The sequence below is a fragment of the Pseudobacteroides sp. genome (assembly GCF_036567765.1).
Taxonomy (GTDB): Bacteria; Bacillota; Clostridia; order Acetivibrionales; family DSM-2933; genus Pseudobacteroides.
Window position 1 is genome coordinate 1 of the sequence record NZ_DATCTU010000102.1, and the last position, 17,549, is coordinate 17,549.

A 17,549-nucleotide genomic window follows, 5' to 3' on the forward strand; every position below is an offset into this window, starting at 1 on the left:
GCCATTAAAGTTGTAAAAAGACACATCTTTTATTGTTACAACCACCAAATGTCATTTTTATGTTTATATGGGTTATGTAGGTGTGAGGCTTTTTGTTTAGATTATGAAAAACTAAGAAAACAAGAGAAATTTCAAGAAAAATAAACTTTATAGAAGAAGGTGTACTACAAGTACATAGTCCAATAAAATCCTCCTTTCTAGCATATTGTTCATTTTATATGCCCACTATGAGTTAATAAAGCTTATGTTTTATTGGAATTTTTATACTTAGTTCATTCAAAATAAATTAATAAATTATCCTTTTTTATCTTTAATCTCTCAAAAGTATCTATAATAAAATGATAGCACTCATAAAAATTAGTCCTAATATTATCAATTCCCTTTATTGTAACTATTTTTGGGGTATTGGAATATACAAGATACTCATCAAACCAGTTCCAATGCATAGGAAATCGATAGAATCCAAGTCCTTTACTCAAACTCTCTAATAGTTGTTCTTCAGTTTTTACTTCTCTTAAATCTATTGTAGTATAATCAGTCACTTCTGGGTATCTAAATTCCTTGAATAGAATATCAATAATTTTCTTCTCTGAACAAAGATATCCATTACCGAACGCTTCGCAGTTCCTTTCGTTTGCCCACTTCTCACAAAATGCATCATGGATATTACTACAGTCAAATTGCTTTTCAGTAAATAAATAATTCTTTAGAAATAAACGTAAACTCGCTATTTCTATCATATCATTAAATCTCGTTCCAATCACTTCCAAATAAGCCTTCTTGCCTAAAAATTCCTCTAAACTATCATTTTCATAAACCCATTCTTCAAATAATTCTTCAGTAATATATTTATTTATGAATACACATATAATCAGTGTAATCAAATCCAAAACTAATCACTTCCTCATCTAAACAGCATCCTTAACAAAACTATGGTAACGACAATAAAATCTGTTATTTATCTGGCTTTACTCAATTATTTCTTCAATCCTGATTATATCAGTCATCTCTAATATTTCTATTTGGCAAAGCATATTGAAGTGTAAATTGACATAATCATTATATAACCTATGAAAAAATTATTCAATTAACCTACTATTCTACTGTTATCAAAAGCATATGCTAATTGAAGATAATAATAGCCCCGTTACGACCGGAATATTTAGATTTCAGCAATCGTTCCCCAATCGCTCCCAAAATATACTTTTGAGCGAAATTCAAGCTTAACTTCTACTAAAATTAGGAATATAATAATGTTAAAGATTTAACACTGTTTAAACACTTCGGCGCAAAGTGCTAGTGCTATCTAGAGGCACTTCTTTAAACAATGTCATACTTACTTATTTGATTGTTTGTAATATATTCCATAAAAATACCGATATATTAATAAAAAATTAATATGCTTAATATATTATTATTGATATAATTAGGGTGGTATTCCTCTATCAATCGGTATCTATGCATAGTCAGGAAAATGTTTAATATGAGGGGAGGAAAATGTTTACGATGGATATAGTCTATAAAATAGTTTTTATCGTAGGATTACTTTACACTTTTGTATCGGTTATAATAAACGGCATATCCGGTGCATTACACCTTGGACATCATGCAGGACCTCTAGACGGAGATTTGGGAGGACATGTTGCAGGAGACACTGGGCATTCAGGCGATGTTAATGGCCATGCACACTCCGGGCACCATTCAAGTATACAACATTCTTTTCTCTCATGGTTTTCCATATTAATTAATCCACTCGTTGCCGTGTCGTTTTTAACTGTGTTTGGTGGAATTGGTATATTGGGTACTGAATATTTCAACTGGGCAGCTGTACTAATATTCTTCATTGCATTAGCTTCAGCAGCAATTGTTGCATTTTTACTCTATAAATATATAGCTCTACCCTTATACAAATCCGAGAACACAAGTGACGTATCAAGAGAAGCTCTGATAAGTATGCCTGCCGAAGTTATTTCTCCGATACTAGAAAACGGTTTTGGTAAAATAAGATACGTAGTAAACGATATAAGGCATACAGCACCGGCTAAGCACATTGACGGCAAATCAGTAGAACAGGGAAAACGAGTAGTTATTTGCAAATTGGATAACAGTGTTTTTTATGTTTCAGAAATTGAAGAGATCTAATTCAGCAGTTCAATTAAAAAAATAATTTATGTAGAGGAGAGGATCAAATGCCAGATTTTTCATTAGTTTCAATAGTACCCATTTTAATAGTAGCTGTAGTCTTCATTTTAATATTCAGTCTCTTTTCAATGTATAGAAAAGTGCCTCAGGACAAAGCATTGGTAGTCACAGGATTTAGGGGCAGAAGAGTAATCACCGGCGGCGGTGGAATTGTTGTACCTTTATTGGAAAGAACAGATATTATGTCCCTGGAAAACATGCAGATTGATATTCGTATTGATGGTGCATTAACATCCCAAGGTGTTGGTATTATCGCTGATGGTGTTGCTGTAGTAAAAATCAAGTCAGATAAGGAATCAATACTGTCAGCGGCTGAGCAGTTCAACACTTCAAAAGGTATGGATCATATGTTGGCTGTTATATCCAAAACAACTCAACAGGTTCTTGAGGGTAAACTTCGAGAAATTGTCTCAAAAATGACTGTTGAGGAGATTTATAAGGACAGAGAAACTTTTGCCTCCCATGTACAGGGAGTTGCTGCAACTGAGCTGCAAAATCTAGGACTGGAATTAAAAGTTTTGACTATCAAAGATATCGCTGATAAAAACGGTTATCTGGAAGCCCTTGGTAAGCCTAGAATCGCAGAAGTTAAAAGAGATGCTCAAATTGCAGAGGCTAATGCAACTAAGGAAACCAAAATCAAGACAGCGGAAGCAAATAGAGAGGGCGAGGCTGCAAGAATCCAAGCTGAAACCCAAATCGCAGAGGCTAACAGGGATAAAGAACTGAAGGTGCAATCCTATAATAAGGACCAACAAACCGCTAAAGCGGAAGCAGACTTGGCTTACGATATAAAAGCAAACGTAGTAAAAAAAGATGTAGCCGAAACAGAAATGCAAGTTGAAATTGTCAGAAAACAAAAAGAAATAGAGCTTGCCGAACAAGAAGCTATGAGGAAGGAAAAAGAACTTGAAGCTACCGTTAAAAAGCAGGCCGATGCAGAAAACTACAGAGCTACAAAAAATGCCGATGCAAATAGGTATAGGGAAGTTGCAGAAGCAGAAGCAAGGGCACGTGCAATCGAAATAGAAGGTGAAGCAAAAGCTAAAGCAAAAAGGGCTGAAGGTATGGCTGAAGTTGAAATTATTAAAGCTAAGGGTGAAGCAGAAGCTTTGGCTATGGCCAAAAAAGCAGAAGCATTTAAAATGTACAATGATGCAGCTGTCACTCAGATGATAATTGAAAAATTGCCTGAAATCGCTCAAGCAATTGCAAGTCCTTTGGCAAAGACCGAAAAGATTGTAATTGTTGACAGCGGCAGCGGCGATGGCAGCGGAAAAGGTGCATCCAAGGTTACCGGATATATAACCGACATAATGGCACAGCTTCCGGAAACCGTTGAGGCTTTAACAGGGATGAATGTTATGGATCTATTGAAAAAAGATTCTTTGAAAGACTTACAGGCAAAAACCGGAAAAGTTACTGAGTCAAATATTTTTAAGTCTCTTGAAGAAACCGGTGCAACTAAAGAGTAGGCGGCGGGATATAGGGTTAGAGGGCTGCAAACTAAAATTAGTTTGGCAGCCCTCTTTTTTATATAAATATTTAATTTTCTATTCTGCCTTAGTAATGTTAAAGAAATAACATCCCCTATGCTCGCTTTCGTGTCCACTTAGCCCGTGAACACACGCTCGCAAGGGGAAGTAATTCTTTAATCATTCCTTAACCCAGCCCTTTTTAATGTTATCTGTCATATAGCTATCAAGCATCTCGAATATCTGCTCCTTGCTGTTGGAAACTCTCATATCCCTTTGGAGAGGGTCCTTTCTTTCCGAGCTGAAATTGGTATAATGCATAACATATGCCGGATACCTGTCATCTATCTCTTCCTTGTTGGTTTTCCAGACAATGAACTTCTGTACCATCAGCTTGCCCTTGCTCTCCTTTTTGTACACTTCCCTAAAGAGGAGCTCGCTTTTAGGAAGCTCTGCTCCGCCGTCCTCCTGTCCGAGCTCCGGTATATAGGTAACTTCAGACAGCTGGGAAAGCCTTAAATTATGCTCATCCGCGGTCTTATCGGGCCTTAATCTCACGAATATTGGATAAATAAAACTAATACCTTTATTGAATGACTTAAGCTTATATTTTCCATTGCCTATTTCAAGCAATGGATTGGTAATATTTAAGTTTCCCGATTCAAACAAAACATCATTATAGCTTATTTCAATAACCGTTTCAGGTTTTACCATCCTGAATGCAACATGATTGGAGTCGGTCTCAATATAATCCGAATCAATTACCTGCCCAGACAGCTTACTAAGCAAATCCTTCTTTTGCTCATCATTAAAGCCGTTTCCTGTCTTGCCTACAATCTGATACTCATTGTCTCCAGTCATCAGTGCAAGAAGCAGTGTCCTTATCTGGCCCTTGCAATCCCCAGTCCCTTCGGTGTATCCCACAATTACGGTATCAATGTTATGCTTGGGCTTTATTTTATAAACAATAGGAAGATCTGTCCGCAAAATCAGGCCTTCGGAACAATCCTCATCAACCCACTTTTTATATACGTCTTTAAGCTCCGTCTTGGAAGCAGCCTTTTTATATGTTACAGGTTTTACGTTGGCACCCTCAATGAAAATCTCCGAGAGCCTCCCATGTATCTCGCTGTAATTCTTCACTTTTGGATAAGCACCATTAATTTCGATGATATCAAAGGGTGCCAGCTTCAGCTTCCCTATTTCCGTTTCCTTGGAAAGTGCAGAAAGCACATCAAAAATCCTAGTTCTTCCGTTGTCCTCGCAAAGATACAGCTCGGCGGGAATTATTGCAGAGCTGATGCCTGCGTTTTTCAAAATCCTTCCCGCTTCCTCGGTGCAAGGCAGCCCAAATCTCAGAGTCCCTCCGGTATTTACAATGAAAGTGTCTTGGCCTGTGTAAAATATAACACTCATTTCACCGTCATATTTTCTTGTAATATAAAATTCCTCACCTGCTACCCTGGAATCTATCTGTTCAGGATTTATAGCTATAAAGTTTTTACATACATTTTTCTTATAATCTGCAGCTACTTTAGCTGTTATCTCGTCTACTGCATTAATTGATCCCTCAAAATAGCCCTTGCTTTTTTTCAGCTTTGATTTATCCAACACCATACCTATACCCCCCTCAATTCCAGATTTGTTAGATGGAGTATAAGGCAGTATTTGTCTCCATCAATTCGGCCTTCCAAAAAGCCTCGGTACGGTACTCCTCCGCGTGTCAACACTACAGGATCTACACCCTTTTTACCCCCTCCGACAAACATGAGGGAATTGGACTCATGAAGGCTCTTTGCCATATCATATAGATAATCATATGTAAGTCCGTTAACGTGTTTAATCTGATATTTTTTTGTAAAAACAAATTTTTTAACAGCCTGGTCTTTAGGGAACCTTTTTCCTGTCCATTGGAGTGGTATCTCTCCTAATATGTTGGCTTCTGTTTTTAAGAGGTCCCTTCTCATTTTCTCGGTACCGTCAGGGTTTTTTACCACTTCAACCAGATTAACCCTGTAAACAATTTTATTATCCTTACCTATGTATAGTTTTTTTGTCTTGCTTACAAACCTTCCTGTCCTTTCCATGTCTATTTCAGGGTCACCCTTTATGATCTCTTCACCCAGCTTAACAAGGTCTCCATAACGGCCTGTCAGATTTTCTTCACTGATTTCCAGAAGGCCTTTTAACATTTTCACGGTTTTCTTCTGTGTGCCGTCACTTAACACATAATTTATTTTGCTCTTTCGCAGTGTACTGTCCATTCCCACCACAGCATCTCTCTTTTTATCATTGGATATATTTAATGACCTCATAATTTGATATCCTCCTTACATCATGCTAAAGTCGATACCTAGTTCATCTGAGAATTCTTCATCCTCTTCCACTTCCTCCAGGTATCCCGCTTGTTCAAGACCAATAAAGGCAAATTCACAGGGTGCCCCAACCAAAACAAAGGCTTTCCCTTCATTTTGAAGTATAAATGCCTGATTGCCCTCATATCCGTCACGGTAGTTGAATGTAAAGGTATATATTTCATCTGATATTTGCTCGATAAAATCCGGTCTTTCATCTGATCCGTAAAGCTCATAGACTGTTGTTATCTGATAGTCCAGAAATTCCTCTATAGTCACTGTTTCTTTCAATTCTATCTCTCCGGAAAAGCTTGAAGGTAAAAGACTTGCAGGATTGCCGTCATCATCTACTGCAACAAGTGAAGATCTGTCAACCCATTCATTGGACTGGCTTAAAATACCTAAGCCGATACATCCCTTGGGAATTATAGCTGTTCCTGATTCATCAACACTAACCAGCTTGCATTCATTTCCATCATCATCTAAAGCCAATGTTTCCGTCCACCCGTATATCTTTTTTCTGTCCACCTTTTCCGGGGAAAAGGAATACAACTGATCTCCAAGTTTAAATTGAAGCTCTCTTGCCATTATTTGGCCCCCTTTTATTGCTTTTAATATATATATATTTTATCAGTCCCGTCTAAGCCGTGTAAATAAATATAAGCCAACTTTACATAGTTTATACAAATTCCCTACATAACAATTAAACTATACAACGTATTATAATTGTCAATACAACAACTTAGAACCTATTTTGTTGTCGTGAAAAATATATTTACCAGAGGAGGCGTTTATTATTAACACAAACTTTAGAAACAAATTTCTAGCAACAGTCATATTAGTATTTATTTCAACATCACTGCCGATTATTGCAAATGCAGTACTAGAAAAGGAAAGGATTTACAAAATATCCGGCTATGTAGGTACAGATTTTTATACTCCAAATCAGGCAAGTAAATCAGGTTACAAAGTTAAACCGGCAGACAACAGTACTCTATGCATAACAGACATAAACGGATATTTCGAACTAAATATTGTAACGCAAAGCCAGTCTGCCTTTACAATAGAAATTTCCAAAGACAACTACCTTACAAGGCAGATTAACCTTAACAATGTAGAGTCATCGGTACAGCTCGGAAGCAAGGATGAACCTTTGGTTCTTTGGGCCGGAGATATGATGCAAAACGGAGTTCAGGACGGTGTTATTAACATGTCCGATATAATAAATCTGGCAAAATCATTTAATCTAAGCATTGGTTATAATGGTTTTGATGAGAAATGTGATTTGAATATGGATAATGTTGTTAATATGAATGATATTGTAATTATTGCAAAGCATTTTAATACCTCAACCAAGGACTATCCTGATGTCAAGGGGGAGGTAACTACCACTGCAACACCAACATACCCAGGCACATATACACCTACTTCAACATCTGCTATAACACCCACTGTTACACCTACTCCAACTACAGCACTATACGTTAAAACAACTAAAAAAGACGGCTCCGCTGCTCTAACAATAACTTCCAACCTACCAAATCAAGCTGTTTATTTGACCTACTATGGCGGAAATATCAGCAGGATTGTTCCGGGCCCCAGCAGCCCTGAAATTATTGAGCAAAGCCTTGCCGGTTATACCGATGCCAATGGAACTCTTGAGGTTACCACACTTAAATATTCTAAAAACGTATCTATTGAATCAGCAATAGGTAAGGTTAAATCAAACCCGGTTTTGATGTCACACAGCTCAATTGAGATCATTAAGAACCCAAATAATAACTTTGAACTGTTTTTATTTACAGACATTCCGGGTGCCCCAATTACGATATCATATTATGAAGGTATAGGCGGCGAAATCGTTGTCGGCCCGCTGGAACGCAGAGTCATAAATACCCATTCAGCCGGCTCAACAGATGTCTTCGGTTTTGCAAAGGTCAATATATACGCTAACGATTATGTAAACTATCAACTTCAGGCTAAAGTAAACAATACATTATCAAATATTTTGCCAACACAATATGCAGATACCAGCAAATTAACATTTAACGCAAATAAGGATCTTATTGTTACATCCGCATTTGCAAATGCACCAGTTACAGTTTATTACTCTTCAATTAGCGATACAAGCTCCACTCCTAAATGGAATTCAGTAAATGGAACTACAAGTGCTTTCGGTGCCTTAATAATTCCAAACTCTGCACAATTTGATAACTGCAGGATATATGCACAGTTTGGCAATACAAGATCAACAAATATGTTTTATAACAAATAAAACGATTTATATTAATAGTGATTATAAATACTGACTAAAAGGGGCTTGATTAAAGCCCCTTTTAGTATCATACAGCCTCAAATTCTTCATCATCCTCTATACAGGGTAAAGTTATTGTAAAGGTTGTACCCTTGCCTAATTCACTTTGAACGTCAATATTTCCGCTATGTTGTTTGATTATTTGGTGGCATACATTCAATCCCAGCCCTGTACCGCTCTTTTTAGTTGTAAAGAAGGGGGTGCCTATTTTCTTTAAGTCTTCCTTTGATATGCCTTTTCCATTGTCTGAAATTTGTATAACCATCTCATTTGTCTGTTCATTATACCCTGTATCTATCTTAAGTTTTGCTGATTCTACTTCTGCCATTGCATCAATAGCATTTTTACAAATATTTAGCATAACTTGCTTTAGCTGTGACTCATCACAATATAAATACCTTTCTTCATTAGACAAATTGAAATCAATATCTACTCCTTTAACAAGGGAGGATGCCTCAATCATGGCTTTAATTGATTTGAATACATCACATAAGGAAACCTCTTCCATTTGAGCTTCTCTAGGCTTTGACAAAAATAAAAATTCACTTATTATTTTGTTCACCTCTTCAATATTACTTTTTATTTTTGCAGTATGGCCTTTAATCGTTTTATCATGGGAAAGCATATCGATTAACTGGCAGCGGCCTTTTATTGTTGTTAAGTAATTTCTGGTTTCATGCACTATTCCAGCACCCATTTGGCCCAATAACGCAAGTTTTTCCTGTTGTATCATTTTTTGCTGCTCTTTTCTAATCTCAGTTATATCTGTGCCTACACTTATCCCTCCGATTATTTCTCCCTCAATATTTTTAATCGGTGTAAAATACATGAGAAGCTCTTTCCTATTACCTTTCATAGACTTCACAGCAATCTCATGGTATTGTTTATCTTCAATTCCTCTCAGTGCCATATCGAAGAAATTATCGCAGTCGAAATCTACTAGTTTATTTAATTCATCCAGATCCATACCTTTGATCCTTTTATCTTCTATCTCAAATACCTCTTCGAGGGCTTTATTGTGCAATATAATCTTCCTATGCTTATCTATCATAAGCACGCTGTTGCTTATTGCGTTTAATATAGTCTGTGTTTGAAGATGAACATTCTCGAGTTCCTGCTCCCTTTTCGCATCCTTTATAAGAACCAAAATACCGCTGCCGATTCTCTGAGCTGTCACAGAAAGCTTGACAATATCGCCTCTTCCTGTTTGACAGATCCACATAATCTGGTTACCTTCAACTTTATTATTTATTAATTCATCTAAAAGAAATTTTTCGTCTTGCCTTTCTCCCCCAAATTCCTTTAGTACATCTTCCAGAAAATAACCATATAATTTATTTCTATCACACGCCAAAACATCTTCAAACATCCTGTTTACATATATAATTCTTCTGTCAAACCCACACTTAAGCACTGCTATAGGAAGTGCATCAAGAGTGCTGTTGAGGTTTTCTGTGATAGTTTTTATTTGTATATGTGCCTCATCCAGCTTCTTATATGCATTATCCAGCTTTATGTGTTCATCTTCAAGATTTTCATACGGATAAGTAACGGTGGAAATGTATATTCCTTTAAAGAGATAGAAATAAGACGCAATCTTTAAAACATGTCCTATGGTCCATATTGTAGACTCCACTGTAATATATAAAACAAAACAAAACTCTGCTGATATTGTGAGAATCAGTGATACGAAAATATATTTATATGTAACTATTCCTGTGCCGGAAACTTTATTTTTTGTAAAATACACTGCTAACATAAGTATGGACATTATAACAATTTCCATTATTAATTTTACCTGAGTAATTCCTTGTTCAGTTAGAAGTATGGGCAAATAATCATGATATACTATACAAAAAACCGATACACCTGAAGCTATTATTAATGTAATACATAGTGCCAGCCACTTATTAAGCCTAATCCTGAATGACTGCACCGACAACAATAGTATTACTGCCTCAGCAAATCTTCCCAGTACCCAGTACCAGGTCGATAGATCAAAGAATGAATGTGAATTTAGATTTAATTTGAAGTAAAACAAAGTATGCAGAGCATCAAAGAGTGCAACTGCAAGATAACCAAATCCTAAAATATATATTCCCGTAGTACCGTTATTATAGGTAAACCATGCTGCAAAGAAAGTGGATATTGAGATAAAAACACAGCTTAGTTCCAATGCCGAATGATAAATATCCAAATATTTTATTAGTACCGTATGTAAAACCACAGCAAAAAGGATTGATCCTGCAACGGTAAATAAATACTGAATAATTAAGGTTTTTATTGATACTTTACTATTCAATCGGTCATTTTGTTCTGTACCCAATTTAATCCCCCTGGTAAAATTAAGCTCATTTATTTTTACGATAATTAATACACAAATAACTATAAAAAGCTACATTATGAATACATTTCTTGCATTTCAAAATTATAACATATGCTTTAATATATGTCCAACATGCGTGGAAATATAAACCTTGACAACACCTTTAATACAGCTGGTATAATCATAATATAATAAGGGATTAAAGCTAAGTTAGAAAAACAACTGAATTTTTATACTTTTTGTATAAATTAAGAAAGGTAAGTATATGAACATACAGATATATGCTTTAAAAAAATGCTTCGATACTCAAAAGGCTGAACGCTATTTCAAGGAGAGGAACATCAGCTATCAGCTTGTAGACCTGGCCAAATACGGACTTAGCAAAGGGGAATTTGAAAGTGTAAAGAAAGCTGTCGGGCTGACAGATCTAATAAATGACAAGTGCAAGGAATATACTGCATTAAACATGCAGAGGCTTGGGACTGGAAAAGTAGCTGAAGAAGTGCTCTTTAAAAATCCCAAGCTCTATAAATCGCCTATAGTAAGGAATGGAAAACAAGCCACTGTTGGATACAAGCCGGAAATATGGAAGGATTGGGTATAAGTCATCACTTTATATCATAGCCTGCTATAAGGTCCTCCAAAGTGTCCCTTTTTCTTATAAGCCTGTCTGATCCGTCTTCACATATGAGTACTTCAGACGGTCTTAGCCTTAAATTGTAGTTTGAGCACATTGAGTATCCATATGCCCCTGCATCCAAAACAGCAACAATGTCGCCTTCCTGTATATCATCAGGAAGCAACCTGTCTTTTGCCAATACATCACCTGTTTCGCAAATATTTCCCACAACTGTGGCAATACTTCTTTTTTCACCGGTCAACAGCTTACCATTCCTGAAGAATACAATTTCATGATATGAGTCATACATGACAGGCCTCATAAGTACATTGAAGCCTATATCTGTCCCTATATACCTTCTTCCGTAGTTTACTTTTAAACTATATACCGTTCCAAGTAAAACTCCGCTTTCAGCCACAACATACCTTCCAGGTTCTGTTTTTATCTGAACCTCTCTGCCGTAGGCCTTCATCCACTCCAGGATTACCTTTTCAAGCCCGTGTGATAAATAAGAAAGATCAAGCCTGTTTTGGCTATCCTGTTTTTTATAAGGTATTCCAAAACCTCCCCCAAGATCAACAAACTCCAAGCCATCAAATGCTGAAGCAATGTGAAGAAGTGACTTAACCCCCTCAATATAAGGCTTTCCCTCTAAAAACAATGAGCCTATGTGCTGATTTACTCCGACAACTTTTAAAGAATATTTTTCAGCTATTTCTTTTACCTCATTAACAAGAGTGCTGTCAATTCCGAACTTTGTATTGCTACCTGCCGTAACCACCTTTTCATGGTGACCTGCTCCTACTCCCGGGTTAAACCTTATGGAAACCCGGCCACCTCTACCGATCTGACCATAAGTTTCAAGCTGAGACAATGAATCCACACTGACAAGAACCCCATTTGCTGCAGCGTATTTCATTTCATCCGCTGATACATTGTTTCCGACGTAGAAGATTTGAGAAGGTTTAAAGCCCGCTTTCAAAAGCACATAAATCTCACCTGGAGACATTGCATCTGCATTCAACCCTTCATCCCTGACAATCTTCAAAAGCTCAATATTTGAGTTTGCTTTTATTGAGTAGTTAGCCACAAACCACGGATATCTTATAAGATTTTTCATTTCTCTGCAGTTTTTTCTAAGGGTCTTTTCGTCATACAGATATAAGGGACTTCCGTATTTATCCAAAATTCTCTTCAAATCAATGTTGTTATAAAAATTGTAATCAAATTCCATATTGTCATTATTCATATTATTTATCCCCTTTTAGCTCTGAAATCTGTATTTCGTTTTTCAAAGAATCCTTAACCAGCTCAACCAACGGCTTATTTTTTGAATATAGGCAGATGTCCTGGTCACCTCCTGTTATGCAGCCTGTAAGCACCTCGGTTGAATCAGCAATAAGCCTTATCTGTCCTGAAGCCTTGGTAGTATAATGGACTATAGCCCCATTTATATCAAGCTTTCCTGATGCTATAGCTACAACCTTTACACCCCTTTTTATTGCCTTTTCCAACTCATCTGATATATAATCAAATTCTTTGTCAGTCATTGAAATATATACTCTTTCCTTTGCCTCTCCAATAATGTTTTTCATTTTATCCAGTATGTGCTTAATGCCACTTATTGTTATATATGGCTCATATGGCTTACGGCCTTTGGGGCATTCCATTTTAATTATTTCTGTTACTTCTTTTATGTGGTCTACCACATTTTTGCAATATTCCTCAACCTGCACCGCAGTGTATCTGGGAACACTTCCTTCAACCAGATACGCACCGCCTTTTTCAACAAGTGCAGCCAGTGCTTGATATACATTGGCTCTTGGAATGCCTGTCACCTTTGCTGCTTCATACCCAGTAAGCTCACCCTCCCTTGAAAGTGCAACATACAATTCGGATTCATGTCTCGTAAGTCCTGTTACCATAAGGCTTTGAATTAGATTTATATCTATCACCACCCAATTATAGCAATATCATCGCCCTATTATGGTAGTATTATTTACTACCACTATAATGTTACTACATATTCAAGTAATATGTCAATGCATTGTTTAATACATAGGATTTATTTTTATATTTACTATGTTAAAAAGTGTAGCCAATAAACCTAAGGATAATTATCAATTTCTTATTATGGATATTATCTAAAATACCGATAGATTTAGCATGGTAAGTAGTTCAGACTATATTTATAACAATAAGTACAGAGGAGATAATCTATGAAAAAGATATCCACAAAAATTGTTATCTTGTCTTTAATTAATTCGCTGATTATTGCATTAACAATATCCATTGTAACATCTATAATGGGAAGCCAGGGATCTGCTTCTGACAGAAGTGCTATTCCTTTTTCTGTATTAATCGGTACGCTGACTTCAATGTTAATCGGTGCCTGTTTATCATACTTAATTGGAATTTATATATCAAAACCAATAGTCAAATTAACTGAAGCTGCCAAGAGAATGGCTCAGCTAGACTTGTCCGAAAACAATGATTTTAAAAAAACATTAAATAGCAAAGATGAGTGCGGAGCCATGGCAAAGGCTTTATGGGAAACCAGAAAATCAATGAGTGACCTTATAAAAAGAGTAACACATATCTCAAACAATCTATCACTACATTCAAAGGAATTAAGCGAATCCGCAGATGAAAATACAAAAACCATAAACCAAATCGTACTAACAATAAATGAAATCGCAGAAGGCAATAACCACCAGGCAGAAATCGTCAATAGCACGAGCCAAACAATTTCAGATGTTGTAAATACTATAGATGGAGTTAATCAAGCTACTTCGGAAAATGCTGAAAACGCTGTTAAATCACTGGAGATGGTCAGACTAGGTCAGAGTGCGGTTGATCTGGTTATGGAAAGAATGCGTGAGAATTTTAATATTACACACGAGGTTGGCAATTCCATCAATGAGTTAGGTGAAATGGTTGCAAAAGTTGAGGGCATTGTTGATGTAATAACATCTATAACGGAACAGACTAATCTTTTGGCTCTCAATGCAGCAATAGAAGCTGCTAGAGCAGGAGAAGCAGGAAAAGGTTTTGCCGTCGTTTCGGAAGAAATCAGAAAGCTGGCTGAGGGGTCAGCATCCGCTGCAAAAGAAATAACAACAATCATAAGAGAAACTACAGAAAAAAGCAAACAGACCTCTGAAAACATGGCTTTATCAAAAGTAACTGTCAATTCCCAGGCTGAAGCCGTAAATAATACAAAAGATGCTTTTGATAAAATTAAGATGGCTGTAGAAGATATAGTAAAACGTTCACAACACTCCGCAGAGATGCTTCAAAACATTGACTCCAGATCAAAAGAAATCGCAACCCAGACTCAGGATATGGCCTCAGTAGCACAGCAATCGGCAGCAAGCTCGGAGGAAATATCTGCTTCCGGTCAGGAACAGCTGGCATCAATTGAGATTGTGGCACAAGCTGCAGCAGGATTATCCAAGATGGCCGATGAACTCACACTTGAAGTAAAGAAGTTTAAGATTTAATATTTACATCGACAAAGGCTCCCCTTATCTTGTTTATGCAAGGTAGGGGGAATTTTATTGCTTTTTTATCACACAACAAATTTATAACATAATGATAATTTTTTACTTTTATGCTTTTTAAAGTAAACTTTTTGTGTTAATATTATGTTAATCCCTTTATCTACATTAAAAGTGATTAATCTATTACATTTGTCTGTCGCAAATCCCGTTAACCCGTTCGTTATTTGCTCCGCCAAATGTAAGATTATTAACACTTTTAATATAGCAAAGGTATTAAATAAAATGCATCGATGCAATTGTAGGGCTAATAATCAGACAAACAAAAGAATGGGGGATTAGTATGAACAAAAGAAGTAAATTTTTAACTACATACGTAGTAGTTTTATTTGTAATTGCCATTTTCAGCATATCAGGCTATGCAGCTATGTATGAATGTGAGCTAAATGACACATTTGAGTCAGCAACACCTCTTGACAAATATGGTAACTACAACGAAAAAATTATCGGTAACTTAGACAGTGTGATAGATGAGGATTATTTTATCTTTACACCAATGTACACAGGACCTTATGAGATCACTATAGAGTCAGGTAATTCTGCAACAAAAACTTTATACAACCCATCCAGAGAAATAATTGATGAGACCCCAAATAGTACTCTACGTGCTGAATTAACAGGAAACCACAACTATTATATAAAACTCAAATGCAATAGCACATATGATATGTCAAAGGCCGGCTATACAATCAGCATTATCCCGTTAAAGCCAAATAGAATAACCATAACTGAAGTAGAATATAACAGCTCATTCCTGTCTGCCAATATTCTACCAAACAATACAAAGACAGTCTCCATTTCCGGAGCAATTAACCAGCCTGCTGACGAAGACTATTACATGTTTACTCCACGGATAAGCGGAACATACACTATAAAAACCACTGGTTCCACCGATACAGTAGGGTATCTTTATGATAATAACGGAATCGGTACAGGTATAATGCGTCCCGCAAGCAAGCAATATCTTACCACTAATGATGATTACGGCAGCGGAAACTTTAGTATCACATATGATCTGTCGGCATCTACCACTTATTATATAAAGGTTACACATTGGGATTCAAGTGCTAACAGCGGTGATTATAATCTTGTTGTTTCCATTCCTCAGGAAACCATTTCTTATGATAATGAGGGAAATTCAATCAATTCAGCCTATGTGCTAAGTGCCGGAACTCCATATACTGCACAAATAAACTCATCCTCTGATGTAGACTATTTCAGATTTACTGCTTCTCAAACAGCCTACTACAGGATTGAAACCAAGGGCTTCAATAATACAACAGGACAGGTTTATAGCGGCAGTGGACAGCTTTTGGCCAGTGATACAGATGCAGTAGAAAACTGTGTACTGGAAATGCAGCTTCAGAAAAACATAGCTTATTATATAAAAGTAACCGATAGCAATGGTTCAACAGGAAATTATACAATCAGTGTAACCAGGGGAAAAACTCTGCCACTTGTATACCAGACCCAGCAGCCTTACAGTTTATTATGCTGGGCAACAAGTGCATCCATGGTGAGTTCCTATATCAATAACACCAATATAAACCGTACTGTTGAAATTGCTAAATATATTTATCCAAATTCTTATTCCTACCAGTTTAACCAACCAAATACTATGTCTACCCTATCAGAAGGCATAGAAAGATACATAACAGGTTATTCAGCAAGACATATAACTCCAAAAAAGTTCTCAAGTGTTTTTGGAGCATATCCTTTCGATGATATTGTGAAAGCTATTGATATGAATTCACCCATAGCCTTTCTTATAGATAATCATTGTATAGTGGGTAAAGGTTATATGTATCAGAAAGATGGGGTAACAGGCCCATTTGTGATCTATAATGACCCATGGGATGGTCAGGAACATGCAATTAACTTTAACGAATTCCTTTTCTACGAGAGTGTTTGCTATATTCCAACTCCTGCAGCAAATGGTGAAAAAGAAGTTAATGATACAGTTTTTTCTGCTGATATTATTGATATAAATGTTGAAAAAGTTGCTTCAATAGACAATGAAGGTGACGTTGATTGGTACAAGATAGGAGCATATCCCGGCAACTACACTGTTGAAACCTTTGGTATGACAGATACATATGGGGAAGTTTACAAGGGTTCAATACCTATTCAGGATCCATATATAGCAAATAGAAGTGAAGTGTGGTACAGTGAATTCAACCTTATAGGCCAGGACAACAGCAGTGGTGCAAACGGTAACTTTAAAATCAATTTCACTAATGACAATTCACTAAGAACCTACTATGTTAAGGTAAAACATTCATCACCCTATATTACAGGAAATTATACAATAAAGGTTACAAGAAATTAGAACGATATAATTACGTGTACAGCCAGCTGCGGAATATCCCAGCTGGCTTTTTATTGCTCTTGCTTAGGAAATTATCAAAATTGCAAAATCATATTGGATTTTGATATACCATTTAATATGGAGGCATCATCCCCATAAAAAAGAAAAGTCCCACCAGGGACATTATTTAAAAATCAGACAATTAAAAATAATAGAATCAGTTAGCCATAGTAAAATTATACCAGAATTTTTACCAGTTTATACATCCAATACTAATTATACGCCTTAATTATTTTTTATTCCATTCCTGAAGATTTATTTCCCCTTTTGGGAGTATTACCAATTTTAAAAATGTAATTCACTTATTTTATATTTAGAAGCAAAATTGAGG

General features: G+C 36.3%; 13 protein-coding genes. 6 read left to right on the top strand and 7 right to left on the bottom strand.

Annotated features, from left to right (window positions below; translation table 11 throughout):
- Positions 1–272: 272 nt before the first annotated feature.
- Positions 273–890, bottom strand: a complete 618-nt coding sequence (locus VIO64_RS16055) for a hypothetical protein (RefSeq protein ID WP_331920054.1) — start codon at positions 888–890, stop codon at positions 273–275.
- Between the two features lie 607 nt (positions 891–1,497).
- Between VIO64_RS16055 and VIO64_RS16060 the strand changes: the two genes are divergently transcribed.
- Both VIO64_RS16060 and VIO64_RS16065 read left to right on the top strand, forming a co-directional pair.
- On the top strand, positions 1,498–2,142 hold the full coding sequence (locus VIO64_RS16060) for a serine protease (RefSeq protein WP_331920056.1): 645 nt from the start codon (positions 1,498–1,500) through the stop codon (positions 2,140–2,142).
- Between the two features lie 47 nt (positions 2,143–2,189).
- Complete coding sequence (locus tag VIO64_RS16065; RefSeq protein ID WP_331920058.1) at positions 2,190–3,677, top strand: flotillin family protein; 1,488 nt, start codon at positions 2,190–2,192, stop codon at positions 3,675–3,677.
- Between the two features lie 180 nt (positions 3,678–3,857).
- Here VIO64_RS16065 and VIO64_RS16070 read toward each other — a convergent pair whose 3' ends face one another.
- Genes VIO64_RS16070 through VIO64_RS16080 form a run of 3 tightly spaced genes read right to left on the bottom strand, consistent with a single transcriptional unit; the run spans position 3,858 to position 6,619 of the window.
- Positions 3,858–5,294, bottom strand: coding sequence for a hypothetical protein (locus VIO64_RS16070; protein ID WP_331920060.1), 1,437 nt, complete (start codon positions 5,292–5,294; stop codon positions 3,858–3,860).
- 2 nt (positions 5,295–5,296) lie between these two features.
- Positions 5,297–5,992, bottom strand: coding sequence for a hypothetical protein (locus tag VIO64_RS16075; protein WP_331920062.1), 696 nt, complete (start codon positions 5,990–5,992; stop codon positions 5,297–5,299).
- 15 nt (positions 5,993–6,007) lie between these two features.
- Positions 6,008–6,619: a hypothetical protein gene (locus VIO64_RS16080; protein WP_331920064.1), complete on the bottom strand. Its 612-nt coding sequence runs from the start codon at positions 6,617–6,619 to the stop codon at positions 6,008–6,010.
- A 565-nt stretch (positions 6,620–7,184) separates the two neighbouring features.
- Here VIO64_RS16080 and VIO64_RS16085 point away from each other — a divergent pair.
- The gene (locus VIO64_RS16085) at positions 7,185–8,306 is read left to right on the top strand and encodes a hypothetical protein (protein WP_331920066.1); all 1,122 of its coding nucleotides are present in this window, start codon (positions 7,185–7,187) and stop codon (positions 8,304–8,306) included.
- 67 nt (positions 8,307–8,373) lie between these two features.
- Here VIO64_RS16085 and VIO64_RS16090 read toward each other — a convergent pair whose 3' ends face one another.
- Entirely contained in the window at positions 8,374–10,671 is a 2,298-nt protein-coding gene (locus VIO64_RS16090) for an MASE3 domain-containing protein (protein WP_331920068.1), read from the bottom strand.
- Positions 10,672–10,936: 265 nt separating this feature from the next.
- Between VIO64_RS16090 and VIO64_RS16095 the strand changes: the two genes are divergently transcribed.
- Complete coding sequence (locus VIO64_RS16095; RefSeq protein ID WP_331920070.1) at positions 10,937–11,275, top strand: arsenate reductase family protein; 339 nt, start codon at positions 10,937–10,939, stop codon at positions 11,273–11,275.
- 4 nt (positions 11,276–11,279) lie between these two features.
- On the opposite strand, the gene lysA is transcribed toward VIO64_RS16095, so the two are convergent.
- Together lysA and VIO64_RS16105 are read right to left on the bottom strand one after the other, a co-directional pair.
- Positions 11,280–12,539, bottom strand: coding sequence for a diaminopimelate decarboxylase (gene lysA, locus VIO64_RS16100; RefSeq protein WP_331920072.1), 1,260 nt, complete (start codon positions 12,537–12,539; stop codon positions 11,280–11,282).
- 1 nt (position 12,540) lies between these two features.
- Entirely contained in the window at positions 12,541–13,245 is a 705-nt protein-coding gene (locus tag VIO64_RS16105) for a TrmB family transcriptional regulator (RefSeq protein WP_331920074.1), read from the bottom strand.
- Positions 13,246–13,509: 264 nt separating this feature from the next.
- On the opposite strand from VIO64_RS16105, the gene VIO64_RS16110 reads away from it, so the two are divergent.
- Entirely contained in the window at positions 13,510–14,793 is a 1,284-nt protein-coding gene (locus tag VIO64_RS16110; RefSeq protein WP_331920076.1) for a HAMP domain-containing methyl-accepting chemotaxis protein, read from the top strand.
- A 340-nt stretch (positions 14,794–15,133) separates the two neighbouring features.
- The gene (locus VIO64_RS16115; RefSeq protein ID WP_331920078.1) at positions 15,134–17,179 is read left to right on the top strand and encodes a papain-like cysteine protease family protein; all 2,046 of its coding nucleotides are present in this window, start codon (positions 15,134–15,136) and stop codon (positions 17,177–17,179) included.
- Positions 17,180–17,549: the final 370 nt, after the last annotated feature.